Source organism: Spirillospora sp. NPDC000708 (assembly GCF_040299565.1).
Classification (GTDB): Bacteria; Actinomycetota; Actinomycetes; order Streptosporangiales; family Streptosporangiaceae; genus Spirillospora.
Window position 1 is genome coordinate 86,609 of sequence record NZ_JBEPCJ010000017.1, and the last position, 24,091, is coordinate 110,699.

Consider the following 24,091-nt stretch of genomic DNA (forward strand, 5'->3'; position numbering starts at 1 on the left):
CTCGGCGAAGATCGGCCCCCATTAGTGTCCGAAGCCGTACATTCCAGGCAGCGGGTCTCTACGGGGGGAATGCATGGCGCCGGTAACCAGGCGGGACTTCGGCAAGGCGGCCGGGCTGGCCGGTCTCGGCGCGGCGGTGCCGGCGCTGCTGACGGGCTGCTCGTCCGACGATTCGCCGCGCACGGCGCGGGCCGCCGCCGCGCAGGCCGCCGCGACGCGGTCGTGGCGGGTGACCGGGACGGCGCTCGCCGGCCTCGGGAGCTTCGACGCGACGATGAAGAGCTTCATGCAGGCCCGCAACGTCCCCTCGGGGCAGCTCGCGGTCGTCCGCAAGGGCAAGCTGGTGCTGTCGCGCGGGTACACGTGGAGTTCCAGCACCGGCTTCACCACGCAGCCGACGTCGCCGTTCCGCGTCGCGAGCCTGAGCAAGCCGGTGACCGCGACGGCGGTGCTGCGGCTCGTCCAGGACGGGAAGCTGAAGCTCACCGACCGCGCCGCGACGCTGCTCGGGCTGTCGACCGCCGCCGACCCGCGGCTGAAGGACGTCACCGTCCTGCGGCTGTTGCAGCACCTCGGCGGCTGGGACCGCGACATCTCGCCCGACCCGATGTTCCAGGACGCGGCGATCGCCAAGGCGCTCGGCATCGCGCTGCCGGTGAAGCAGGCGAACATCATGAAGTACGTGTCGGCGCACAAGCTCGACCATGCGCCGGGCACGAAGTACGCCTACTCCAACTACGGCTTCATGCTGCTCGGCCGCATCATCGAGAAGGTCACCGGGCTGAGCTACGCGTCGTACGTGCAGAAGGCCGTCCTGACGCCGCGCGGCATCAAGCGGATGAAGCTGGGCCACACGCTCACCCAGGCGAGCGGCGAGCCCCACTACTACTCCGGCTACACGGGCCCGACCGTGTTCGACAACAGCGGCAAGAAGGTGTCCACCCCCTACGGCGCCTTCAACCTGGAGAACATGGACGCGCACGGCGGCTGGCTCGCCACCGCGATGGACCTGACCCGGTTCGCCGGCATCTACGACGGCGGCACGAGCGTGCTGACCGCCGCGTCGATCAAGCGGGCGTTCACCAAGCCGGAGACCGGGATCAACAGCAACGGCTGGTACTACGGCTGCGGCTGGATGGTCCGGCCCGTCACCGGCGGCACCGGCATGAACACCTGGCACGACGGCAGCCTCGCCGGGACGAGCACGCTGCTCGTCCGCCGCAACGACGGCCTCGCCTGGGCGGTGCTGTTCGACCAGCGGCAGGAGGGCAGCGCGCCGAGCTACGGCGACATCGACCCGGCGCTGCACAAGGCCGCGAACGCGGTGAAGACCTGGCCGACCGGCGACCTCACCTCGAAGTACTTCTGACGCGGGCGGCGCGGGCGAACTGGTCGTCGAGGGTGCGCGGGAACGGCAGCACCCGGTGCCGGTCCCGCCAGGGCGCGTACTGCCGGACGGCGTTGAACCCGGCGGCGGTGACGATCCGCTCGACGCCGGGCCCGGGCGGGCCCGCGGGGTAGGCGTCCAGGTGGACGACCCCGGCGGGCAGGCCGTCCGGGCGGTGCGGCGAGACGAGCGTCAGCGGAGGGTCCGCGCCCTCCATGGCCGCCATGTCCCGCGCGTAGGCGAGGAGTTCGAGCGTCTCGGCGTCGGGGCCGCTGTGGACGACCAGCCAGCCGCGGACGTCGAGCGTCCCGGCCGGCGGGTCCGTCAGCGCGAGCGGCGCGATCTCGGCGGACACCGCGCGGAGGTGGGCCTCGTGGGCCGGGTCGAGGGGTTCGAGGACGAACGTCCGGTCGAAGCGGGGCGGGTCGGCGGGCAGGAGCGGCAGGTAGGCGTCCCAGCGCAGCAGGCGCGCCAGGTGCGTGACCCGGATCCCGGCCGGCGGCCGGGCCAGCTCGCCCTTGAGGCCGGCCGGGAAGGCGTCGACGACCAGCTCGTCCGGTGCGAGCGCGGCCAGGCGGGTGGACGCGGGACGCACCGTCCAGCCGGACGAGACGCGCGGGTCGGCGGCGAACGGCGAGTCCGACAGGACCACGACGTCGTCGTCCACCGCCAGCGTGTGCAGGAAGGCGCGGAGCCGGGTGAGGTGCCCGAGCCCGCCGCCGGCCGCGTAGCAGGCGATCAACGCACCTCGCCGAGGACCGCGAGGTACCCGGCGGTCTCGGCGGCGGGGGTGAAGTCGCGGGCGATCCGCTCGGCGCCCGCCGCGCCCAGCGCCGCCAGCTCCTCGTCGCTCGCGCGGGCCGCCCGGTCGATCGCCTCGCGGCAGGCGTGCGCGTCGCCCGCGGGGAACACGAAGCCGATCGCGTCGTCCGCCACGTCCGCGAGACCGCCTGCGTCCGAGCAGATCAGCGGCACCCCGAGCGCCGCCGCCTCCAGCGCCACGTTCGGCATCCCGTCGTAGAACGACGGCAGCGCCGCGAGGTCGCAGCTCGCGTACACGGCGGGCAGGTCGTAGCGTTCGAGGAACGGCAGGAACGAGTGCGGCACGGTGTCCTTGCGCTCGGCGAGCCACGCCGTCACGGTCTCCTCGACCTCGCCGACGAGCACCAGGTGGAACCGGCCGGCATGGCCGGAGGCGACGAGCGCGTCCAGGAAGAACCCGACGCCCTTCTTGTTCTTCAGCTGCCCGATGACGCCGATGGTGCGGCGCTCCGGCTCGACGTTCTCCGCCCGCCAGGCGCGCCCCCGCTCCCGCTCCGACGGCAGGACGCGCCACTGCGCGGTGTCGACGCTGTTCGCCACGAACGTCACGGCCGCGTCCGGGGCCAGCGCCGTCACCAGCGGCATGTGGTCGCGCGCCACCACGCAGACCCGCGCGGAGGCGCGCAGGGCGTCCGCCAGGACGCCGCGCCGCCGCATCGAGAACACGCCGACGTCGATGTCGTTGCCGCGCAGCAGGGTGATCAGCGGCGCGTCCACCAGCCGGGCGAGGACGGGCGCGGCGAGCATCGAGTACGTGCCGCCGAACGCGACGACGTGCGTGTACGCGCCGGTGAGCCGCTCGGCGGTCAGCGTCGTCCACAGCCGCCGCAGCGCGTGCTCGGGGTCGTCGCCGAGCGGGGCGGCCAGCAGCCGGCCGCCGTGCTCGCGCGTCACCGCCCAGGGCCGCTCGCGCCGCGTCAGGTGCGCGACGTCCACCTCGACGCCGGCGCCGCGCAGCCCCCGGACGATCCGGTCGCACGAGTTGGCCATCCCGCCCTGGCTTGGCGGATAGTGCTCTGTCACCCAGAGGACACGGGTCATCAGCTGTCCACGAACCCGCCGTCACCGTCGTCCGGCCCGAAGTCGCCCGCCCCGTACGAGTAGTCGTCGCCGGGGTTGAACGCGCCGCGGTCATAGGAGTCGAACGACGAGTACCACTGGTTGTCGTAGTACGTCTGCGAACTGCTCTCGTAGTAGCGGCGCCGGTAACCGCTCGCGTAGGACGGGTCGTACGGGTCGGGCTCGCCGCCCGCCTGCGCGGCGCAGGCCGGGCAGTACCCGCCCTGCACGGCGTGCTCAGCGCAGACCGCGCGCCCGCACCCAGGGCACGCGGCCACGGCCGGGCGCCCGCAGCGTCCGAGCAGGAAGAACCCGGTGGTCACGGTGCAGGGCGTCACCGCGCGCTCCTTCCGGCCGCGCCGGCCGCGCCGGCGGGCGTCCAGCGGAACGGCTCCGTCGACACGTGCAGGATCCGCTCGCGCAGCTCGTCGTCCTTCAGCGGCCCGAGCAGCTTGGCGTTCGCGCGGATCATGAACCGGTTGCCGTCCTTGACCCGCACCTGGATCCACCTCGGCGGCGGCGTGCCGGGCGGCCGCGGGGCGGCGCCCTTGCCCAGCCGGCGCGTCACGCTGACCATCTGCACCGTCTTCGTCTTGTGCTTGTACTTGACCTTGCCGCGCGGGTTCCGCTTCTTGTACTTGCGGTGCCGGACCCGGTCGGTCACCGCCAGCTCCACGACGCTGCCGTCCCGCAGCTCGGCGCGCATCCGCAGCCACGGGTCGACGACGAACCACTCCTTCATCGACAGGATCGGCCGGGACACCTGCACCGGCCGCTCGGGGCCGCGCTTCTCGGGGACGTCCGCGCCCCGCATGTCCAGCGCCACCGACAGCAGGCCCTCGGGCGGCATGTCCGCCGCGAGGACGCGCAGCATCGGCACCAGCACCCGCGACGTCCGGGGGGTGACCCGCCACTTGCGCCGCTTCACGGCCGCCTCATGGCCGGCGAGGCTCCGGATCACCGGCTCCCACTGGTCGCGCGGCAGCGACACCGAGAACCCCTTCTCCAGCACCAGCGTCCGGTGCAGCGGGTGGAACCCCTCGATGGCCGCGCGTTGCTTGCGCCAGAACATGACGACACCCCACCTATCGGTCTGACGGCGCGATCGTACGGTAGACCTCGGCCAGCCGGGCGCGGGACCGCGTCCAGGTCAGGCCGCCGGCGACGTGCGCGCGCGCCCGCGCGCCCATCGCGGCGGCCTCGCCGGGGTACTCCAGCAGGATCCGGACGGCCCGCGCCAGCTCCGCCGGACGGTCCGCCGGGACGAGCCGCCCGTGCTCCCCGTCCGCCATGAGCTCGCGGACCGCCGGCAGGTCCGAGGCGACGACCGGGACGCCCGCCGCCATCGACTCGATCACCTTCAGCGGCGCGCAGCCCTGGTCGAGGTTGCGGGCGCAACCCGTCAGCGGCGCCACCGACACCTCGGCGTGCGCCAGCCACGCGGCGACCTCGGGGTGCGGCAGCGCGAACCGCCAGTCCAGGCGGTCGGCGACGCCGAGCCGCTCCGCCAGCCGCCGTACCGGCTTCGCGCGCCGCTCCGGGACGGACGAGCAGATCACCAGCCGCAGGTCCGTGAGGTCGCCCAGCCGCGCGAACGCGCGGAGCAGCACGTCGATGCCCTGCCACGGCTGGAGCGCCCCGACGTAGACGACGTACCGGCCGGGCGCGCCGGCGGGACGCGCCGTCTCGCCGGGGAGGTCGGCGCCGTTCGGCACGAGGTGGACCTTCTCCTCCGCCGCCCCGAGCCTCCGGACGGCCTCGCCGATCACCCGCGACGGCACCACGACCGCGTCGCAGCGGTCCAGGCAGAACCGCTCAAGCTCGCGGATCTTGCCGAGCGTCGCGGGCGAGGCCCATGGCCAGGTGTGGCCCATCTCGATGGACGGCAGCCCGTTCACCTCGAAGACGACCCGGTAGCGCCGGCCGCCGGCGGTCAGCGCGGGCAGCGCGCTCCACGGATCCCGGACGTGGACGACCTCCAGCGACCCCGCGTGCTCCTTCAGCAGCGCCGCCGCCCACGCCGAGTACGCCTCCGCGCGGTCGATGAGGTTGGGAATCTGCTCCTCGAACCTGACGATCTCCCGCGCGCCCTCCCGCTGGTAGCCGGGCAGCCCGCCGCCGCCGAGCACGCCCAGCAGCCCGCCGCCGAACCGCTCGAACAGCTCGTCGGCCATCTGCGCGATGTGCACGGCCGACCCCTTGCCCGACGGGAAGCGGTCGAACGCGAGATACGCCGCCCGGTGCCTCATCCGACCGCCACCTCCTGCGCGCGCAGCGACCGGTGCCAGGCGATCTGGTCCGCCAGGCCGTCCGCGAGCGAGGTGGTGGCCGACCAGCCGAGCAGCCGCCCGGCCAGCCCGCAGTCCGCCCAGGTCAGCGCCGCGTCACCGGCCACCGGCGCCTCCCGCCGGATCTCGGGCCGCACGCCGAGCACCCCGGTCAGCAGCGCGATCGCCGCCCGCACCGCCACCGGCTCGGGATGGCCGATGTTGAGGGCGACGCCCGGCGGCAGGTCCTCGGCGGCCGCCGCCAGCGTCGCCGCGACCACGTCCCGCACGTGCGTGAACGACCGCGACGTCCGCCCGTCCCCGAAGACCGGCAGCGGGCGCCCGTCCAGCGCCGCCTCCACGAACCGGTGGAACGCCATGTCGGGCCGCTGCCGGGGGCCGTAGACCGAGAAGTACCGGAGCACCACGGTGCGCAGGCCGTTCTCCGCGGCGAGCCCCGCGAGCCGCTCGACCTCCACCTTGCTGGCCGCGTAGGGGCTCGCCGGGTCGAGCGGGTCGTCCTCCCGGTTCGGCCGGTGCCCCGCCGACCCGTACACCGACGAGCTCGACGCGACCACCACCCGCGGGCGCAGCCGCGCCGGGCGCCGCGCGCACGCCTCCAGCAGCCGCGCCGTCGCCAGCACGTTGTCGCGCTCCGCCGCCGCGCGCCCGCCGCCCCACGAGCTGCGCACGCCCGGCCGCCCCGCGAGATGGACCACGACGTCGGCGGCGGCGACCGCGTCGAGGTCGTCCACCGCCAGGTCCCGCTCCAGCGCCGTGACGCCCGGCAGCGCCGCCACCCCGGCCCAGGCGCGCCGCGCCGGCTCCGGCGTCGGCGACCGCCCGGGCGCGTCGACGGCGAGGACCTCGTGCCCCGCGCCCGACAGGGCGCCGGCCACATGCCCCCCGATGAATCCCGCCGCTCCCGTCACCACCACCCGCACGCGGGCACCCTATCCATCTCACCGCGTTCTTGGACAGATCCACCGGAGTGCACTGACCAGCGAAGATCGAACAGGGTGTAGGCGGAACGGCCCTGCCGGACATCTCCGAGCGACACCGACCCGAGAGAAGGGAGCCGGCGTGCCGGATCCAGACGGGGGATTCACCCGGTTGTGGGACGCGCACTACGACGACGTGCTCAGGTACGCGGCGCGTCGGATCGACCACGAGACGGCCCGGGACATCGCCGCGGAAACGTTCCTGGTCGCCTGGCGGCGGCGCGGCGACATCCCGCCCGACCGCCCGTTCCCGTGGCTGCTGAACGTCGCCCGCAACGTCCTCGCCAACGAGATGCGGAGCCGCCGCCGGCGCCTCCGGCTGTGGGACCGGCTGCGCGGCGACGGCCCGCGCGCCCCCGCCGCCGACATGGCGACCGGTCTGGCCGAAGGCGGCCGCATAGCGGCCGCGCTCGGCCGCCTGTCCGCCCGCGACCGCGAGATCCTCCGGCTCGTCGGCTGGGAGGGCCTCGACGCGCGGGACGCGGCGACCGCCGTGGGCTGCTCGGTCAAGACGTTCTCCGTGCGCCTGCACCGCGCCCGCCGCCGCCTGACCGCCGCCCTCGCCGACATCGACGCCGCAGACCGCCCGGCACCCGCCGCACCGCTGCAAAGGAGCACCCAGGCATGAACGACCTCCACGAAGTCCGCCGCGTCATGGCCCCGGCCGACCCCTGCCCGCCCGGCGCGTTCGACGGCGCCGCCCACGACCCGGCCGGACGCGCCGCCTACGAGCGGATCACGGCGTCCGCCGCCCGCCGCACCGGCCCGTCCCGCCGGACGACGTTCCGCCTCGTCGCCGCCGGCGGCGTCGCCGGAGCGCTCATCGCCGGTGCCGTCGTCGCCACGAGCGACGGCAGGCCGCACCACCCGGCGCCCGCGGCGGCGACCGAGACGCAGCAGGTGCTGAACGTCGCCGCGACGTTCGCGCTGAAGCAGCCGTACACGGCGCCCCGTCCCGGCCAGTGGGTCTACACCGAGACCCGCTACCGGCGCAGCGGCGTCCCCGGCCGCGGCCAGGCGATCGCGCCGGGCTCGCCGCTGAAGACGCAGGTCGACCGGACATGGATCCGGGCCGACGGCAAGCGCATGGCGATGTACGACCACGGCAGGCTCGTCACCTCCGCTACGGGCGGCGGGATGCCGCCGATTGACCACGCCACCGTCGCCAAGCTGCCCGCCGACCCGGACGGGATGCTGGCCTGGGCCCGCAGGTCCGGTGCGCCGGGCGGCCGGAACGAGGGCGCGTTCCAGCTGCTCGGGTCGCTGCTGCTGAACAACGGCGCGCTGCCGCCCGCGCAGACCGCCGCCGCGTACCGCGCGATGGCGAAGGTCCCCGGCGTCACCGTGGACCGCACCGCCGAGGACGGGGCCGGGCACAAGGCGGTGTCGGTCTCGTTCGTCATCGAGGGCTGGGCGAAGGACGAGATCCTCCTGGACCCGTCCACCTACGCCTACCGGGGCCACCGCACCACCGTCGTCAAGGACCACACCATGCCGGACGGCGGGCGCTTCCTGAAGGGCGCCGTCGAGAGCTACTCCGTCCGCCTGGCCGCGGGCGTCGTGGACCGCCCCGGCCGGCGTCCCTGACCATCCGGAGGGGAAACGAGGGCCGTCCGGCCGCGCGTCCGATCAGCGCGGCCGGGCGACCCTCGCCTCGTCCCAGACCGGCTCAGGGGCCTCGTAGACCGACCCGTCCGCGCCGAACACCAGGAAACGGTCGAAGGAACGGGCGAACCAACGGTCGTGCGTCACCGCGAGGACGGTCCCCTCGTACGACTCCAGACCCTCCTGGAGCGCCTCGGCACTGGCCAGGTCGAGGTTGTCGGTCGGCTCGTCCAGCAGCAGCAGCGTCGCGCCGCCCAGCTCCAGCAGCAGGATCTGCAACCGCGCCTGCTGCCCGCCCGACAGCGTCTCGAACGGCTGCTCGGCGCAGAACTGCAGCTCGTAGCGCGCGAGCGCGTTCATCGCGTCGTTGCGCAGCCGGGCGTGCTCGGTCATGACGATCTCGCACGGCGTCCGCCCCGCCAGGTCAGGGCGCGCGTGCGTCTGCGCGAACAGCCCCGGCACCACCCGCGCGCCGAGACGGGCGACCCCGGTGTGCGCCACCGGCCGCACCGGCACCGCGCCCCGCGGCAGCACCTCCGCCACCGCGGCGAGCAGGCGCAGGAAATGCGACTTCCCCGACCCGTTCGAGCCGAGCACCGCGACCCGCTCGCCGAACCAGACCTCCGCGCCGAACGGCCGCATCAACCCGGTCAGCTCCAGGTCCTCGCAGATCACCGCCCGCTTCCCGGTCCGGCCCCCGCGCAGCCGCATCTTCAGGCTCTGGTCGCGCGGCGGCGTCTCCGGCGGCCCCGCCTCCTCGAACTTGCGCAGCCGGGTCTGCGCCGCCCGGTACCGCGACGCGAAACCGTCATTGACCGTCGCCTTGGTCTTCAGGGTGTTGACGAGCTCCTTGAGCTTCGCGTGCTCCTCGTCCCACCGCCGCCGCAGCTCCTCCAGCCGCTCGTTGCGGTCCCGGCGGGCCGCCGCGTACGTCGAGAACCGGCCGCCGTGGATCCACACCCGGCCCGCCTCGACGGTCACGATCCGGTCGGCGCAGCGGTCGAGCAGCTCGCGGTCGTGCGAGACCACCAGCACGGTCTTGGCCGTCTCCCGGAGCCGCTCCTCCAGCCACTGCTTGCCCGGCACGTCCAGGTAGTTGTCCGGCTCGTCCAGCAGCAGCACCTCGTCGGGGCCCCGCAGCAGCGCCTCCAGTGCGAGCCGCTTCTGCTCGCCGCCCGACAGCGTCCGCGTCTCCCGCCACCGGCACGCGTCGTAGGGGACGCCGAGGGCCGCCACGCAGCACGCGTCCCACAGCACCTCGATCTCGTAGCCGCCCGCGTCGCCCCAGCCGGCCAGCGCGTTCGCGTACCTCAGCTGCGTCGGCTCGTCGTCGCGCTCCATCATCGCCAGCTCGGCGGCCTCCACCGCCGCGGCCGCCTCGCGGACCCGCGGCGGCGCCACCGACAGCAGCAGGTCGTGCACGGACGACTCGTCCCGCACGTTGCCGATGAACTGCCGCATCACGCCGAGCCCGCCGCTGTGCGCGACCGTCCCGTCCTGCGGCGCCAGGTCCCCGGCGACCAGCCGGAGCAGCGTCGTCTTCCCGGCCCCGTTCGGCCCGACCAGCGCCGCCGTGACGCCGTCGCCGACCCGGAACGACACGTCGTCCAGCAGCACCCGCCCATCGGGCAGCGCATGGCTGACGTGCCCGACCTCCACGTGACCCACGGTGACCCCTCGTCGTTGAGAACCCCCGCCGAGTCTCCGGAAGGCGCCGCGACCCCGTCAAACCGTTTTCCGGCACCGCCGGCTCGGCGGCGATCGCGGGCGTCCGGGTGCGCCGGAGAGCGGCCGCCTCAGACGGGCGCCAGGAGTGCCCGGACGTGCGCGGCGGCCGTGTCCAGCGGGACCTTCTTGGTCTCGCCGGTGGCCCGGGCGGTCACCTCCGCCACGCCCTCGGCGAGCCCGCGGCGGCCCACCGTGATCCGGTACGGGATCCCGGTCAGCTCGACGTCGCGGAACTTCACCCCCGCGCGCTCGGCCCGGTCGTCGATCACCACGTCGACCCCGGCGTCCCGGAGGGCGCCGTAGATCCGCTCGGCGGCGTCCGCCACGTCCGCGTCGTCGGACTGCGCGATCACCACGGCGGCCTCGAACGGCGCCACCGCCACCGGCCAGACGATGCCGCGCTCGTCGTGGTGGGTCTCCACGATCGCGGCCATCGCCCGCTCGACGCCGATGCCGTAGCTGCCCATCACGACCGGCACCCGCTTGCCGTCCGGGTCGAGGACCTCGACGCCGAGCGCGCGGGCGTACCGGTCGCCGAGCTTGAAGATGTGCCCGATCTCGATCGCCCGGACGATCTCCAGCGGCTCCCCGCAGCGCGGGCACGGCTCGCCGGCGGCGACCTCGCGCAGGTCCGCCCAGGACCCGACGGCGATGTCCCGGGCGACGTCGACGCCGCGCAGGTGCACGTCGTCGGTGTTCGCGCCGGTGAACATCGACCGGCGGCCGCGCAGCGCCTCGTCCGCGATCACCGGGAGCGCGACGCCGACCGCGCCGAGGCTGCCGGGGAGCGCGCCGAGCGCCGACCGGATCTCCTCCGGTTCCGCCGGGCGGATCCGCGCGGCGCCGGTCGCGTCCACGAGCTTCTGCTCGTTGAGCGCGTGGTCGCCGCGCAGGAGGACGAGCGTGAGCGTGCCGTCCAGGACGTACACGAGCGTCTTGATCTGCCGGTCGCCGGGCGCGCCGTAGGCGGTCAGATCGTCGATGGTGCGGACGCCGGGCGTGTCGAAGCGCTCCGGCGCGGGCGGCCCGGGGTCGTCGGACGCGGCGGGCAGCGCGGAGGTGGCGCGCTCGATGTTCGCCGCGTACCCGCAGGCGGGGGAGTGGACGACCAGGTCCTCGCCGACGTCGGCGGGGCACATGAACTCCGTCGAGCCGGCCCCGCCCATGGTCCCGCTGGACGCCTCGCACGCCAGCGCCGGCAGGTCCAGCCGCGCGAAGATCCGCGTGTAGGCGCCGTGGTAGGCGTCGAACGAGACGTCCAGCCCGGCGCGGTCCACGTCGAAGCTGTAGGCGTCCTTCATGGTGAACTCGCGCGTCCGCATGAGGCCGCCCTTGGGGCGCGGCTCGTCCCGGAACTTGGTCTGGAACTGGTACCACTGCTGCGGCAGCTGCTTGTAGGAGTTCAGCTCGCGCGCGACCGTCGCGAAGATCTCCTCGTGGGTCATGCCGAGCGCGTGGTCGGCGCCGCGCCGGTCCTTGAGCCGGAACATCTCCTGCCCCATCAGCTCCCACCGGCCCGAACGCCGCCACGGCTCCGCCGGGTGCAGCGCGGGCAGCAGCATCTCCTGCGCGCCGATCGCGTCCATCTCCTGCCGGACGATCTCGATGATCTTCGCGCGGACGCGGACGGCGAGCGGCAGCAGGCTGTAGTGCCCGGCCGTGAGCTGCCGGACGTAGCCCGCGCGCAGGAGCAGCCGGTGGCTCGGCGCGTCCGCCTCGGCGGGGTCGTCGCGGAGCGTCGGCGCGAACATCTGGGACCAGCGCATCTCGCGAGGGTAGCGAAGCGGCCCGAGCCCCCGCCGCCGGTCAGTACCCTTGTTCGCTGTGAGTCGAGAAGGTGTGACGCCGCAGAGCGAGGATTTCTCCGCCTGGTACAACGAGCTGGTCGTGCAGGCCCAGCTCGTCGACCGCGGTCCGGTTCGCGGCACGATGGTCATCCGCCCGTACGGTTACCGGGTGTGGGAGCTGCTCCAGGCGGACCTGGACCGGCGCATCAAGGACGCGGGGCACGACAACGCGTGCTTCCCGATGCTGATCCCGGAGTCCTACTTCAAGCGCGAGGCCGAGCACGTCGAGGGCTTCTCCCCGGAGCTCGCCGTCGTGACGCACGCCGGCGGCAAGGACCTGGAGGAGCCGCTGGTCATGCGGCCGACCTCCGAGACCGTCATCGGCGAGTACATGGCCAAGTGGATCGACTCGCACCGCGACCTGCCGCTGCTGCTGAACCAGTGGGCGAACGTGGTCCGCTGGGAGATGCGGCCGCGGATGTTCCTGCGCACCACCGAGTTCCTCTGGCAGGAGGGGCACACCGCCCACATCGACGAGGGCGACGCGATGCGCGAGACGATGTGGGCGCTGGACGCCTACGCGAGCGTCGCGCGCGAGCTCGCGGCGATGCCGGTGATCGCGGGCGAGAAGACGCCCGGCGAGCGGTTCGCCGGCGCCGTCCGCACGTACACCATCGAGGGCATGATGCGGGACGGCCGGGCCCTGCAGGCCGGCACGTCGCACTACCTCGGCACGAACTTCGCCAAGGCCTTCGAGATCCAGTACCAGGACGAGGCGGGCAAGCTGACGCTGGCGCACACCACGTCCTGGGGCATGAGCACCCGCATGATCGGCGGCATGATCATGACGCACGGGGACGACAAGGGCCTCGTGCTGCCGCCTCGCCTCGCCCCCTACCAGGTCGTCATCGTCCCGATCGGGCGCAAGGAGCAGGGCGAGCAGGCCGCCGCGGAGGCCCGCCGGCTCGGCGCCGCGATCAAGTCGATGGGCATCCGCGTGCACGTCGACGACAACCGGCCGCAGCTGTCGCCTGGGTTCAAGTTCAACGAGTGGGAGATGCGCGGCGTCCCGATCCGCATCGAGCTCGGCAAGCGCGACATCGAGGGCGGCGTCGCGACCGTCGTCCGGCGGCTCCCGACCGCCGAGGGGCAGGGCAAGGAGCAGATCCCGCTGGAGAAGGTGCCCGAGGTGCTGCCCGGGATGCTCGCCGAGTTCCAGTCGTTCCTGCTGGCCCGGGCCGAGGCGTTCCGCGAGGAGCACACCGCCGCCGTGGACACCTGGGACGCGTTCACCGCGCAGGTCGCCGGCGGCTGGGCCCGCGCGTTCCACTGCGGCGCCACCGCCTGCGAGGACGAGATCAAGGCCGAGACCGCCGCGACCCCGCGGGTCATCCCCGCCGAGGCGCCGGAGGAGACCGGTGTGTGCGTCAAGTGCGGGCGGCCGTCCGCCTACGGCAAGCGCGTGATCTTCGGCAAGGCGTACTGAGCCGGCGATTCCGGGCCGGCGCTCGTGCGTCGGCGAGGCGGCGGGTGCCGCGCGGTCAGGAGCTCTCCTCCCGCTCCGCGCGGCCGCCCGCCGACAGCCGGGTCAGGTACGGCTGGACGAACCACGCCCACCCGCACAGCGCCAGGACGACCACCGCCGCGGCGATCGCCGCCCCCTCCGCCGCGAGCGTCTGCACGATCAGCGTGGTGGACGCGGTGATCGAGACCGCGAGCGCGAACGCGCCGAGGATGCCGAACCGGTTCGCCCGCCGGATCAGCAGCGGCTTCTTGTTGAGCTGGAACAGGATCCGGTGCTGGAACACCGGCGCGATGAAGCAGATCGAGGCGAGCGCCGCACCGAACAGCGCCACGTAGAACAGCGCCTTCCCGGTGTCGTCGACCTGCACGAATCCCTTGGAGAACGGGACGGTCAGCAGGAACGCGAATAGCACCTGCACGCCCGTGGTGGCCACCCGGAAGCCCTGGAGCAGCTCCATCAGCTGCCGGTCGAGCCGCTCGTGCTCGGTCTCGTTGCGCGGCTTGGACGAGGGGTCGACGCTCATGAGATCCCTTTACCCGGCAAAACGCCCGTCAGTGCCGGTTTCGCGCCGGGGCGTCAGGCGAGCGTGGGGGACTCCACGCGGAGCGCCACCATCGACACGTCGTCGCGCAGGTCGCCGTCGCAGAACTCCAGCAGCGCCTGCTCCACCGCGCCGAGCATCTCCTCCGGAGTGCCGCCCGCCTGGCCCGCCAGCGCCTCCAGCAGCCGCTCCTGGCCGAACTCCTGGCGCGCGTGGTCGCACGCCTCCAGCACCCCGTCCGAGTGCAGGATCAGCGTGTCGCCGGCGTGGAGGTCGATGGTGTCCGAGCCGGCCTCGAAGTCCTCGAACAGGCCGAGCGGCACGCCGCCCCGCGACGCCGACCTGATCACCCCGTCCGCGCGGACCACGATCGCCGGCGGGTGGCCGGCGGTGCCCAGCGACACCGTGACCCGTTCCGCGGTGATCTCCAGCCCCGCCATGATCGCGGTGACGAACCGGTCCTCGTCCAGCAGCGCCTCGTTCGCGATGCCGAGGATCTCGCCCGGAGTCGACTTCCACCGCGCCCCGAGCCGCACGCAGTGCCGCGCCGTCGCGGTCACCGCCGCCGCGTCCTCGCCCTTGCCGCACACGTCGCCGAGGACCAGCCCCCAGCCGTCCCCGACGCGGAACACGTCGTAGAAGTCGCCGCCGACGTCCGCGCCGTGCGTCGCCGTCAGGTAGCGCGCCGCGACCGTCGCGCCCGGGATGGCGGGCAGCGCCCGCGGCAGCAGGCTCGCCTGGAGCGAGTCGGCGACCTCCGCGCTGCGGCGGTAGAGCCGCGCCGCGCGGATGACCAGCGCCAGGTAGCGGCCGAGCCGCTGCACGACGCCGAGGTCCATCAGGTCGAACGGCCCGTACTCGCCGCCGGACGCGAGCGTGATCGCGCCGAGGCACCGGTCGCCGTCCTCCACCGGCACGCTCAGCAGCGACGTCGCGCCGATCTTCGCGCAGATCGGGACGCCGTCGGCGGCCTTGCCGAGCTCGTCCAGGCCGTCCAGGTGCGGGCGCAGGGCGCTCTGCCGGGTGACGAACACGTCGTGCGGGAGCGTTCCGGCGGCCGGGTGCAGCTCCTGCAGCGTCCGCGCCGCCTCGACGGAGTACTCGTCGTCCGGCCCCATCACGACCTGGCGGTGCAGGACGGGCGCCGATCCGGCCGCGCCGCCGCCCAGCCCGGACGGGCCGGTGTTCGGGCCGGTCAGGTCGATGAACGCCCAGTCGGCCAGCTCGGCGGCCAGCAGCCGGGCGCACCGCCGGACCGCGACCGTCTCGTTGAAGACCGGCTCGTCCAGCAGCAGCTCGCTCGCGGTGGCCAGCACGTCCATCCGGTGCACGATCGTGGCCACGGCCTCGTCGTCGATGCGGGCCTGCGGCTGCGGCGCGCGCGCCTGCGGCGGCGACGCCGGCTCCGGCACCCGCGGCGCGGCCGCGTCCGCCTCCGGGCGCCGCGCCGGCCGCTTCCCGCCGTCCCGCTTGGCCGGCGCGCCGCGTCCCGCGGTGCCCGCGGCCGCGGTCCCGGTACCGTCGCCCGAGGCGTCCGCCGGGGGGCGCGCGGCGCCCGCCGCGACGACCACCATCGGGTCCGGCTCCCCGCGGATCCACACCCGGGCCAGCGTGATGACCGCGTCGACCGGGCGCTCCCGGCCGAGGAACCGCACCGGCACCCGCCGCCGCCGTCCCGTCCGCACCACCGCGGCCAGCTGCGAGCGGACCGCCGCGCGGGTCGCCAGATCGCAGAACGCGGTGAACTGCTTGCCGGAGACGTAACCGGACGAGGTGCCCAGCAGCTCCGCGGCCTGGCGGTTCACCCGCCGGACGCTGGTGTTGCGGTCGAGCAGGAACAGCGGCACGGGCGCGTCCTGGAAGACCGTCCGCAGCACCCGCCGCTCGTTCTCGGCCGCGTTCGACCCGCCCTGCTCGGTGCCCTGGTCGGCGCCCAGGGTGCGCAGCGCCGTCACCGCCAGCTCGAGCTCCACCAGCGCCGCGTCCAGGGTGGCCCGCAGGTCCGCCTCGGGCATGCCGGCGGCCTGGCGCAGCTCACCGATGCGCCCCTCGAGATCCGAGATCTCCCGCACCAGGGACTCGGGTTCGAGCTGATCGGGCTGATCGTGCAACAGGTCTCCCTCTGTGCCCCGAGGCAAGGTCGAAACAGGATCGGCTTCGCGCTCCGCTCATCCGGACCGCAGTCGCGGCGACTGCATCTCGCAGCCTATGCCGGTCACCTCCGTGCTCCTAGCGCGGGACCTAGCGGAGCCCCTGGTCACCGACTATCCGCTGGGCCAGTGCGGTTAGTTTCACATGTCTTGTCTGGGAAATGCGGCGCATCTCCGCGAAAGCCTCGTCGGCGCCGCAGCCGAGCGCGTGCATCAGGATGCCCTTCGCCTGGTCGACGACGGCCCGCGCCTCCACCGCCTCCTGCAGCTGCGCGGCGGTCCGGTGCACGTCGTCGTACTGCTGCGCGTTCGACATCGTCGCGCTGCCCTGCGCCAGCAGGAGCGAGACGAGCGCGAGCCGGTCCGGCCCGAGCGACTTTGGCGTCACCCCGTACAGCGTCAGCGTGACCAGCACCGGCGGGTTCAGGTGCGGGGACGTGGTGAAGCACCGCACCCCGCGGCGGAGCATGTCCGACACCGCCTCCGGCCAGCGGGTCTCGACCAGGATGTCGTCGCAGCTCAGCGTGCGGCGGTCCAGGACGACGTCGTAGATGGGGCCGTGCCCCCGCGACAGCTGCCGGTCGATGATCTCGGCGAGGTCGGGGTGGCTCGCGGCCACGGCCAGCGGCTCGGGACGCTCCGCGTCCGGGGAGGGCAGCTCGTCCGGCGCGACGTCCCCGGCCATGTCCGGGAGGTCGGGGTCGGCGGTGCCCCGTTCCGAGGCGGCCTGCTGCCTCGGGACGCGCGGGACGTCCGGAGGCCGCGGCACCGGATCAGGCGACGCCCCGAGCGCGGCGACCGCGACGGGGTCGCCGAGGGACGCCGTCGGCATCGCCCAGCGGACGCACGAGGCGCCCGCGCACCCCTGCACGGCGCGCGACGCCAGCTCGGCGACCCGGTGCAGGGTGCCGACGTCGGAGGACTCGCCGACCATCCCCAGCCGGGCGATCTCCACGGCGAGCTGGTCGGTGAGCACCGTTTCGGTTGGAGCCACGCTTATGACGTTATCCTGCGGCACGTCATGCCCGGGCTGAGCGGGCTCAGTTGTTCGGCGGAGCCTTACTGATCTCGGGGAGCGGGCCCCGCTGCCCGTCCGCCACCGCGAGATCGCCGATGGACACGATGCCGACGGGCCGCCGGCCGCCGTCCACCACCGGCAGCCTCCGGACGCACTGCTCGATCATCAGGCGCTCCGCCGTCTCGGTGTCGTCGTCGGGGCGCACGGTGCACAGCTCGGCGGTGCACACCTCGCCGAGCGGCGTGAGCGCCGTGTCGCGGCTCTCCGCGACGGCCCGCACGACGATGTCCCGGTCGGTGACCATCCCGCAGAGCTGCCCGGCGTAGGTGACCAGGACGTCGCCGATGCCCTCGTCCCGCATCACCCGTGCCGCCTCGTAGAGCGTCGCGTCCAGCGGCAGCGACTGGGGGGCCGGGGTCATGACGTCGCTGACCCGTCGTGGCATCGCGCGCACATCCTCTCGAGTGACCGGCGGCTCGCGTGGCCCGTGTGCGCGCCTTACCCACAGTCGGCGTACCTATGCGGACGGTCTTGGTGAATTGGTGGGATGCTCCTCAAGTCGCGAAGACCGTGCCGTTAGAACGCGAATACGGTTCCGGTGCGGGAGTGCATCACGCAGTCGTTGCCGTAGCGCGCGCGGAACGACACCGGGCGGCCGTGCCAGCGGCCCTTCGCCTGCGCCACGACGGGCGCGTAGACCGCGGTGCACATCCGGCCGTCCGGTGCGTGGGCGAACTTCCCGCCGGAGCCGTTGAGCTCGGAGCAGGCACGGGCGGGATCGGGGTGCCGCCCGCCCGGAGGGTCGCAGTAGAGGGTCACCGTGTGCGTGCTCGACGCGTGGCGCCCGGGATGGGTGAGCGTGAGCCGGAGGGACGTCGTCCCGCTCTCGTGGTGATGCGCGGGAACGGCGGGCGAGAGGGCGATCAGCGCGCCCGCCAGGACGGCGATGGTGTTCGACATGGCTACTCCCGATGGCCTGAGGGACCATCGCTCAATGTATCCATGTGACTACCGACAGTGCAGGAAAACCGACGATCCCGCGGTCACGGGGTAACCGCGGGATCGAGTCGGAACGTGCGAAGGCTCAAGGGCCGGGGCGGGGCGGGGGCGGATCGCCCGCGGCCGGGGCCGCCCGGGTCAGGCGGCCAGGGTGTGCGCGGCGCGCTTGTGGCCCGCGAGGGCCTCGCGGAGCTGCTTGCGGCCGCGGTGCAGGCGGGACATCACCGTGCCGATGGGGGTGCCCATCATCTCGGCGATCTCCTTGTAGGCGTAGCCCTCGACGTCGGCGAGGTAGACGGCGTCCCGGAAGTCCTTCGGCAGCGCGCGCAGCGCGTCGATCACCTCGGAGTCGGGGATGCGGTCCAGCGCCTCGGACTCGGCGGACCGGAACCCGGACGAGTGCGCCTCGGCCTGCGCGATCTGCCACTCCTCCAGCTCCTCGGAGCCGGCCCGCTGGGGCTCGCGCTGCTTCTTGCGGTAGGTGTTGATGAAGTTGTTGGTGAGGATCCGGTGCAGCCACGCCTTGAGGTTCGTGCCCTCCTGGAACTGGTGGAAGTTCACGTAGGCCTTGGCCAGGGTCTCCTGGACGAGGTCCTCGGCGTCGGCGCTGTTGCGCGTCATCCGCACGGCGCTGGCGTACAGCGGGTCGGCCAGCGGCAGGACGTCGCGCTCGTAGCGCTCGGTGTTCTCGATGCTCCCAGTGTCCCGGATGCTCCCGGTGTCCCGGATGGTCTCGGTGTCCCGGATGGTCTCGGTGTGCGCGGCGGCGGCCGGAACGCGCACGACGGCGGTGTTGCGGACGGGCATGGTGACAGCGGTCATCATCGCTCCCCGTGGTCGTGACCCCGTGAAGGGCCGGTTGCTGGCGCGTGCTCGGCGGCACGCGCGTGCCGGGCGGAATGACCGCCCCCCGTACAGGTGGTACGCGCCACCGTTCCCGACGGGTTCGGGCCGGCGTTTGGCACGCTCCAGCGACGTGGTCCTCGCGGGTTCGTGCCCGTCTCCGGGGGAGACGGTCCGGCGTGGTCGGGGGCTCGGCTCCGCGGCGGCGCGGGCCGGGCGGCGGGTGCGCGGACCGGCGTCGCCAGGGCGACCCCGGGGTCCGGGACGTCGCGGGCCGTACTGGTCGGGCGCACCCACGCTTCAGTGGCTTCCCGTTAGGTAAGACGCCCGAACGGGGCCCGAAGGTTGCGTGGCGTCCGTCACATACCGTGGCGTGTCGGCCGAACCGGTGTCCAGGCGGCGCTATAAGCCGCCTGCTGCCGTCGAGATCCGCGAGCCCGTAGTGGGGGCGGCAGGGTGCCCGGCGGCAGTGTGGGGCGGAGGCCGGGGCGCGGGCGTCAGGACGGCAGATGGCCCGCCAGAACGGCCCGGACGAGCTGCTCGGCGAACTTCTCGGGGTCCTCCGGGAGCCGGGCGCCCGCCGCGACCGCTTCCGGCCCCGCGAGGCGGATCAGGAACGCGTGCTGCTGGCAGCCGCCGAGCAGAGCGGCGGCGATGGCCGGCAGCGGAGCCCCCGCCGACAGCCGTCCCGCCCGCCGCTCCGCTTCCAGGTAGCCGATCAGCGCGGCGTGCCCGAGGACCGGCCCGGCCGCCGGACCGCCGGGCGGTCCGGACGGCGGCCCGCCGGGCGACCCGGGCGGGAGCGCGGGGTCCGGGGCACGCTCGGCGGCCTCCTTCTGTGCCTGGACGGGGCCGTCCGCGCGCAGCCAGGCGATCAGGTCCGGGTCCGCGAGCACCGGCCCGATCATCGGCAGCAGCTCGCCGTAGAAGCGCACCATGCCGGCGGCCAGCCGGGCGAGGTTGCCCTCGACCGTCCCCTGCCCGGCGGACCCGGCGAGGGACGCCATGGCCGTCCGCGCGGTGGCGGCGACCTCGCCCAGCGCCGCCGCGAACAGGGCGGTCTTGTTGGCGAAGTGGTTGTAGAGGCTGCCCTCGGAGACGCCGGCGCTCCGCGCGATCTCCTTGGTCGTCGCGGCGGTGATCCCGCGCTCTCTGATCACCGCGACCGCCGCCGCCAGGATCCGCTCCCGCATCGGCTCCCTGCCCACCGCCACCTGCGCCACCTTCCCTTCCGTCGCCGGACGGTAGCACCCCAGCATACTGAGTGAGTGCTCACCCGTCATCGGTGGCCGCCACACCTGCCGAGTTCGCGAGAACCCGGGCGAATGTCGTTCACCCGAGGTAACGTCCCCTTCACCGTGGGTCGCCGGATGCAGTGAGCATCCCGCCCGGGGAAGGGGGCAGCGTGACCATCGCCGAGAACAGGCCGCCGCTCAGCGGGGGCGCAGCGGCCCCGCCCGACCAGCGGGCCGGGGCCCGGCAGCCCCGGTTCCTCGACCAGCCCCTGCTCGGCGTCGTGAGCATGGCCGCCTTCACGCTCAACGAGCACGGCCGCATCAACCACTGGAACCACGCCGCCACCGAGCTCTTCGGCGCCGGGCCGCTGCAGGCCGCCGGCCGTTCCCCCGCCTCGCTGCTGCGCCTGCCGCAGGAGCACCGCGGGGCCTTCGAACCCGAGGTCTTCGGGCACGTCTGGTGCGGCGCCTGCATAGTGCCCCGCGCGGACGACGGACGGCCCGCTGAGGTCGGCTGGTGGGTGTACCCGATCGAACCTGACGGCGACCGCGGCGCCCGCAACGTCCGCGTCCTCGCGCTGGCCGCCGACCTGCGCCGGCTCCGCGAGGACGGCCCGGGCCTGGCCATGGACGGCGTCCTCGTCGCCGCGCCCGACGGCGCCGCCCGGCGCGCCGCCGGAGCCCGGCTGCTGCGCGTCGAACCCGTCCTCGCCCCGCCCATGGACGCGCCCGGCGCGGAGGAGACCGCCACGGGCGAGGCCGGTGCGGACGAGCCCGGCGCGGACGAGAACGTGACGGGCAAGAATGTGACGGGCGAGGCCGCCACCGAGGGGCCCGTCGGGGACGGGCTCGCGCGCCACGGCGCCGGCCATGGCTCCGGCCACGGTGACGGGCCCCTCGCCCGCCGCCTCGCCGAACTGCTGCCCGCCGCCGGAACCGCCGCCACCGATGCCATCGTGTCCCGCGTGCTCGCGCTCGGCCGGCCCGCCGTCTCGCTCAGCGTCACCGTGCGGCTTCCCGTCGTCCCGCACATCGGCGACATGCCGCGGGCCCTGCGCATCCGCCCCCGCGCCGTCTCCCCGCACACCGCCGCCGCCGACCACGACGACCGGGACGGCGCCGCCGCCTCGTCCGGCACCACCGGCACGTCCGGTACGTCGGGCGCGGACGAGAACGAGACGCTGACCTTCCTCAGCGAGGCCGGGCAGCAGATCGGCGGCTCCCTCGACCACCTCCAGGCCGCCCGCACGCTCGCCGAGGTCCTCGTCCCTCGGGTCGCCGACTTCGCCGCCGTCGAACTCCTCGAAGGCGTCGCCGCCGACTCCGCCCAGCCGTCCGCCGACCTCGACGAGACCGCCGTGATGCGGCGCGTCGCCGTGGCCCACAACGACGAGCCCGGACGCTGGGAGCGGATCGTCCCGGAGGGCGAGACGCTCGTGCTGGGGCGCGGCACCCCGTTCGTCCGCGCCATGCGCACCGGCCGCGCGGTGCACGTCCCGCAGGTCGACGCCGAGTTCGCGGCCCGGCTGTCCGCCTCGTTCGCCGGCCGCGACCTGACTCCGCTGTTCACCGGCCGCGACCTGCTGATCGTCCCGCTGATCGCGCGCGGCCGGGTGCTCGGCACCTTCAAGCTGCTGCGCAAGCCCGACCGCCCCCGCTTCGACGACCTCGAGCTCGCCATGGTCGACGAGCTCGCCCGCCGCGCCGCGCTGTGCGTCGACAACGGCCGGCTCTACCGCCGCGAGGTCCAGGTCGCGCAGGAGCTGCAGCGCAGCATGCTGCCCGCTGACCCGCCCGAGGTCCCCGGCGCCCGCGTCCACTACCGCTACCGGCCCGCCGGCCAGGCCGCGCAGGTCGGCGGCGACTGGTTCGACGCGTTCCCGCTGCCCGGCCGCCGCCTCGGCATCGTCGTCGGCGACGTCATGGGGCACGGCCTCACCTCCGCCGCGATCATGGGCCAGATGCGCACCGCGGTCCGCACCCTCGCCGTCGAGGACATGCGCCCCGACCTGCTGCTCCGCCAGCTCGACGAGCTCGCCCGGCGGCTCGGCGAAGGCTACGTCGCCACCTGCCTGTACGCCGTGTACGACCCGGTCGCCCGGCGGTGCAGCTTCGCCAACGCCGGGCACGTCCCGCCCGTCCTGGTGTCGGAGAGCGGCGAGAGCCGGGTGCTGCCCGTCCCCGCCGGGCTGCCGATCGGCGTCGGCGGCGAACCGTTCGAGACCATGGAGATCGAGGTCGAGGACGGCTCCCGGCTCGTCCTGTGCACCGACGGGCTGCTCGAACGCCGCGACCGCGACATCGACCAGGGCCTCGACGAGCTGCGCGTCCTGCTCGCCGGGCCCGACCGCCCGCTCGACGCGACCTGCGACGCCCTCCTCGACGCGCTCGCCACCACCGCCCCCGCCGACGACATCGCCATCGTCGCCGTCGGCCTCGACGGCATCCCCAAGGACGACGTCGCCGTCTGGGAGCTGGAACCCGAGCCGAGCATGGTCCCGCGGACCCGCGCCCAGGTCGCCTTCAAGCTCGCCGAATGGCGCCTCGACGCGGTCGCCGACACCGTCCAGCTGCTGGTCAGCGAGCTGATCACCAATGCCCTGCTGCACGGCGCCGGGGCCATCGTGCTGCGGCTCATCCGCGGCGACGCCCTGCTCTGCGAGGTCTACGACGACGGGCAGGACATGCCGCACCTCCGGCACGCCGACGCCACCGCCGAGTCCGGGCGCGGCCTCCAGCTCGTCAGCCACATCGCCGCCCGCTGGGGCACCCACCGCACCGACGGCGGAAAGGTGGTGTGGTTCGAGCACCGCCTCCCGGAGTGAATCCGGTGGTCGGGGGTCCGCCTCCCACCGGTGGGAGGTAACTGTCCCCTCCACGACAGATAGTTTCCAACGGTCCCGTCCGTTGAGATCGATAGTGTCGAAGCGCATCAACGGTCCATCGGGGGACGATTTGGGCGAGAAGCTGACCCTGCCGGTCCCGGAGACCCTCTACGCCACCTACGCCGTCGTGCTCACCGCGCCGATCCCCGACCCCGGCGAACTCGCCTACGACGAGGTCGCCGCACGGACCCGGCCCCCGCTCCGCGACCTCGTCCTCGGCATGCTCGGCAGCCCCATGGTCACCCTCGACCAGCGGCCCGCCGCCGAGTTCCCGCCGCTGCCCGCCGACCTCCTCGCCGCCTACGGCGCCTCACCGGCCGAACTCGCCGCCCTCGACGCCGCCTCCCACATCCTCGCCGTCCGCGCCGCCTACCGCCCCGGGCACCCGCCCGCCCACGAATGGGCCGCCCGCGCCGTCGCCGGAGCCGTCGCCGCCGCCCGCACCGCCCCCGTCATCGACGTCTTCACCCCGCAGATCCTCGCTCACGACCACCTCACCCGCTCCCTGCCGGAGCCCGACGGCGCCGTCCGCCTCACCGACTGGATGCTCCTCCCGCACACCTCGGGACCGCACGGCTTCTGGTTCGCCACCAAGGGCCTCGCCCGGTTCGGGCTCCCCGAACTGCAGACCGAGAACGTCCCGCCCGCCCTCGTCGTCCCCTGGGGCCGCCTCCTCAACGGCCTCGCCCGCCGCGTCCTCGACCTCTGGCAGGAGCGCCTCCCCGCCGGCGAGCAGCCCCTCGTCGTCGACCTCCCCGAGACCGTCTCCGTCGGCCTCCAGGACGTCGCCGCCGCCCAGGGCACCGACGAGCCCCTGCGCCGCGAGGTCACCGTCCGGCTCCGCCTCGACACCCCCGACGCACCCGACACGCCCGGTGAGACCGGCGAGCCCGTCCTCACCGTGCTGCCCGCCGGCGACGGCCCCGACCGCCTGGAATCCCTCTGCGCCGCTCTCTTCGGCGCCCAGGACGGCCGCCGTTGACCTCCGTCCCGCTTGCCGAGCCCCGCGTCCAGAGCGCAGGATCGTCACCGTGAGATTCGGCCCACGCGACCGTCCCGGACCCGAGCCCGAAGACAGCGGCCCGCCCGCACCCCACCCCGGCGACGTCCACGTCGCGGGAAGGAGCAGGTCCCGCCCGGAGGAGCCCGCCGACTGGATCCCCGTCCCGCCCCCGCAGCCCGAGGCCCCGCCGCCCACCGCCGAATCGCCTTACCCACCGGGCACATCTCCCTCACCGC

Annotated in this window: 21 protein-coding genes; 6 read left to right on the top strand and 15 right to left on the bottom strand. The window is 74.3% G+C overall.

The window, feature by feature from the left end:
• Positions 1 to 73 precede the first annotated feature (73 nt).
• A complete protein-coding gene (locus ABT299_RS15110) occupies positions 74 to 1,369 on the top strand; it encodes a serine hydrolase domain-containing protein (protein ID WP_387027573.1) in 1,296 nt (431 codons plus the stop codon).
• Here ABT299_RS15110 and ABT299_RS15115 read toward each other — a convergent pair.
• The 6 genes from ABT299_RS15115 to ABT299_RS15140 are packed head-to-tail and all read right to left on the bottom strand — an operon-like array spanning position 1,350 to position 6,479.
• Entirely contained in the window at positions 1,350 to 2,129 is a 780-nt protein-coding gene (locus ABT299_RS15115) for a hypothetical protein (protein WP_500251117.1), read from the bottom strand. The genes ABT299_RS15110 and ABT299_RS15115 overlap by 20 nt on opposite strands.
• Positions 2,126 to 3,250, bottom strand: a complete 1,125-nt coding sequence (locus ABT299_RS15120; RefSeq protein ID WP_500251118.1) for a glycosyltransferase family 4 protein — start codon at positions 3,248 to 3,250, stop codon at positions 2,126 to 2,128. The genes ABT299_RS15115 and ABT299_RS15120 overlap by 4 nt, the downstream gene beginning before the upstream one ends.
• On the bottom strand, positions 3,250 to 3,606 hold the full coding sequence (locus tag ABT299_RS15125) for a hypothetical protein (protein WP_190860402.1): 357 nt from the start codon (positions 3,604 to 3,606) through the stop codon (positions 3,250 to 3,252). The genes ABT299_RS15120 and ABT299_RS15125 overlap by 1 nt, the downstream gene beginning before the upstream one ends.
• On the bottom strand, positions 3,603 to 4,340 hold the full coding sequence (locus tag ABT299_RS15130) for a hypothetical protein (protein ID WP_190860404.1): 738 nt from the start codon (positions 4,338 to 4,340) through the stop codon (positions 3,603 to 3,605). The genes ABT299_RS15125 and ABT299_RS15130 overlap by 4 nt, the downstream gene beginning before the upstream one ends.
• 13 nt (positions 4,341 to 4,353) lie before the next feature.
• A complete protein-coding gene (locus ABT299_RS15135) occupies positions 4,354 to 5,517 on the bottom strand; it encodes a glycosyltransferase family 4 protein (protein WP_387027578.1) in 1,164 nt (387 codons plus the stop codon).
• On the bottom strand, positions 5,514 to 6,479 hold the full coding sequence (locus tag ABT299_RS15140; protein WP_347256852.1) for an NAD-dependent epimerase/dehydratase family protein: 966 nt from the start codon (positions 6,477 to 6,479) through the stop codon (positions 5,514 to 5,516). Before ABT299_RS15140 ends, ABT299_RS15135 begins: the two co-directional genes overlap by 4 nt.
• A 139-nt stretch (positions 6,480 to 6,618) precedes the next feature.
• On the opposite strand from ABT299_RS15140, the gene ABT299_RS15145 reads away from it, so the two are divergent.
• Both ABT299_RS15145 and ABT299_RS15150 read left to right on the top strand, forming a co-directional pair.
• On the top strand, positions 6,619 to 7,164 hold the full coding sequence (locus ABT299_RS15145; protein WP_206700097.1) for a sigma-70 family RNA polymerase sigma factor: 546 nt from the start codon (positions 6,619 to 6,621) through the stop codon (positions 7,162 to 7,164).
• Positions 7,161 to 8,123: a CU044_5270 family protein gene (locus ABT299_RS15150; RefSeq protein WP_500251119.1), complete on the top strand. Its 963-nt coding sequence runs from the start codon at positions 7,161 to 7,163 to the stop codon at positions 8,121 to 8,123. Before ABT299_RS15145 ends, ABT299_RS15150 begins: the two co-directional genes overlap by 4 nt.
• Before the next feature lie 42 nt (positions 8,124 to 8,165).
• Here the strand turns inward: ABT299_RS15150 and ABT299_RS15155 are convergent, their stop codons facing one another.
• Positions 8,166 to 9,809 (bottom strand): ATP-binding cassette domain-containing protein, encoded by a 1,644-nt coding sequence (locus ABT299_RS15155; protein WP_190860412.1) that lies wholly within the window; start codon positions 9,807 to 9,809, stop codon positions 8,166 to 8,168.
• Between the two features lie 128 nt (positions 9,810 to 9,937).
• Positions 9,938 to 11,635: a proline--tRNA ligase gene (locus tag ABT299_RS15160; RefSeq protein ID WP_190860414.1), complete on the bottom strand. Its 1,698-nt coding sequence runs from the start codon at positions 11,633 to 11,635 to the stop codon at positions 9,938 to 9,940.
• Positions 11,636 to 11,693: 58 nt separating this feature from the next.
• On the opposite strand from ABT299_RS15160, the gene proS reads away from it, so the two are divergent.
• Positions 11,694 to 13,142 carry a proline--tRNA ligase gene (gene proS, locus ABT299_RS15165; RefSeq protein ID WP_387027585.1) on the top strand — a complete coding sequence of 483 codons (1,449 nt, stop codon included), beginning with the start codon at positions 11,694 to 11,696 and terminating at the stop codon, positions 13,140 to 13,142.
• A 55-nt stretch (positions 13,143 to 13,197) separates the two neighbouring features.
• Here proS and ABT299_RS15170 read toward each other — a convergent pair whose 3' ends face one another.
• The 7 genes from ABT299_RS15170 to ABT299_RS15200 form a co-directional block, all read right to left on the bottom strand.
• On the bottom strand, positions 13,198 to 13,704 hold the full coding sequence (locus ABT299_RS15170) for a DUF6328 family protein (RefSeq protein WP_190860418.1): 507 nt from the start codon (positions 13,702 to 13,704) through the stop codon (positions 13,198 to 13,200).
• A gap of 53 nt (positions 13,705 to 13,757) precedes the next feature.
• Positions 13,758 to 15,833, bottom strand: coding sequence for a SpoIIE family protein phosphatase (locus tag ABT299_RS15175; protein ID WP_500251120.1), 2,076 nt, complete (start codon positions 15,831 to 15,833; stop codon positions 13,758 to 13,760).
• Between the two features lie 130 nt (positions 15,834 to 15,963).
• Positions 15,964 to 16,866, bottom strand: a complete 903-nt coding sequence (locus tag ABT299_RS15180) for an ANTAR domain-containing response regulator (protein WP_347256854.1) — start codon at positions 16,864 to 16,866, stop codon at positions 15,964 to 15,966.
• A gap of 46 nt (positions 16,867 to 16,912) precedes the next feature.
• Positions 16,913 to 17,335: a CBS domain-containing protein gene (locus tag ABT299_RS15185; RefSeq protein ID WP_190860420.1), complete on the bottom strand. Its 423-nt coding sequence runs from the start codon at positions 17,333 to 17,335 to the stop codon at positions 16,913 to 16,915.
• 131 nt (positions 17,336 to 17,466) lie between these two features.
• Positions 17,467 to 17,850, bottom strand: a complete 384-nt coding sequence (locus tag ABT299_RS15190) for an SSI family serine proteinase inhibitor (protein ID WP_190860422.1) — start codon at positions 17,848 to 17,850, stop codon at positions 17,467 to 17,469.
• A 177-nt stretch (positions 17,851 to 18,027) separates the two neighbouring features.
• The gene (locus ABT299_RS15195) at positions 18,028 to 18,711 is read right to left on the bottom strand and encodes a sigma-70 family RNA polymerase sigma factor (protein ID WP_500251121.1); all 684 of its coding nucleotides are present in this window, start codon (positions 18,709 to 18,711) and stop codon (positions 18,028 to 18,030) included.
• A 518-nt stretch (positions 18,712 to 19,229) separates the two neighbouring features.
• The gene (locus ABT299_RS15200; protein WP_500251122.1) at positions 19,230 to 19,946 is read right to left on the bottom strand and encodes a TetR/AcrR family transcriptional regulator; all 717 of its coding nucleotides are present in this window, start codon (positions 19,944 to 19,946) and stop codon (positions 19,230 to 19,232) included.
• A 191-nt stretch (positions 19,947 to 20,137) separates the two neighbouring features.
• Here ABT299_RS15200 and ABT299_RS15205 point away from each other — a divergent pair, with 191 nt between their 5' ends.
• Both ABT299_RS15205 and ABT299_RS15210 read left to right on the top strand, forming a co-directional pair.
• Positions 20,138 to 22,792, top strand: coding sequence for a SpoIIE family protein phosphatase (locus ABT299_RS15205; RefSeq protein ID WP_500251123.1), 2,655 nt, complete (start codon positions 20,138 to 20,140; stop codon positions 22,790 to 22,792).
• 130 nt (positions 22,793 to 22,922) lie between these two features.
• Positions 22,923 to 23,834 (top strand): hypothetical protein, encoded by a 912-nt coding sequence (locus ABT299_RS15210; RefSeq protein WP_500251124.1) that lies wholly within the window; start codon positions 22,923 to 22,925, stop codon positions 23,832 to 23,834.
• Positions 23,835 to 24,091: the final 257 nt, after the last annotated feature.

Coding starts and splice junctions, on each gene's coding strand:
- ABT299_RS15110 (WP_387027573.1), top strand. CDS start 74: ATGGCGCCGGTAACCAGGCGGGACTTCGGCAAGGCGGCCGGGCTGGCC.
- ABT299_RS15120 (WP_500251118.1), bottom strand. CDS start 3,250: ATGACCCGTGTCCTCTGGGTGACAGAGCACTATCCGCCAAGCCAGGGC.
- ABT299_RS15130 (WP_190860404.1), bottom strand. CDS start 4,340: ATGTTCTGGCGCAAGCAACGCGCGGCCATCGAGGGGTTCCACCCGCTG.
- ABT299_RS15135 (WP_387027578.1), bottom strand. CDS start 5,517: ATGAGGCACCGGGCGGCGTATCTCGCGTTCGACCGCTTCCCGTCGGGC.
- ABT299_RS15150 (WP_500251119.1), top strand. CDS start 7,161: ATGAACGACCTCCACGAAGTCCGCCGCGTCATGGCCCCGGCCGACCCC.
- ABT299_RS15160 (WP_190860414.1), bottom strand. CDS start 11,635: ATGCGCTGGTCCCAGATGTTCGCGCCGACGCTCCGCGACGACCCCGCC.
- ABT299_RS15170 (WP_190860418.1), bottom strand. CDS start 13,704: ATGAGCGTCGACCCCTCGTCCAAGCCGCGCAACGAGACCGAGCACGAG.
- ABT299_RS15185 (WP_190860420.1), bottom strand. CDS start 17,335: ATGCCACGACGGGTCAGCGACGTCATGACCCCGGCCCCCCAGTCGCTG.
- ABT299_RS15190 (WP_190860422.1), bottom strand. CDS start 17,850: ATGTCGAACACCATCGCCGTCCTGGCGGGCGCGCTGATCGCCCTCTCG.
- ABT299_RS15195 (WP_500251121.1), bottom strand. CDS start 18,711: ATGACCGCTGTCACCATGCCCGTCCGCAACACCGCCGTCGTGCGCGTT.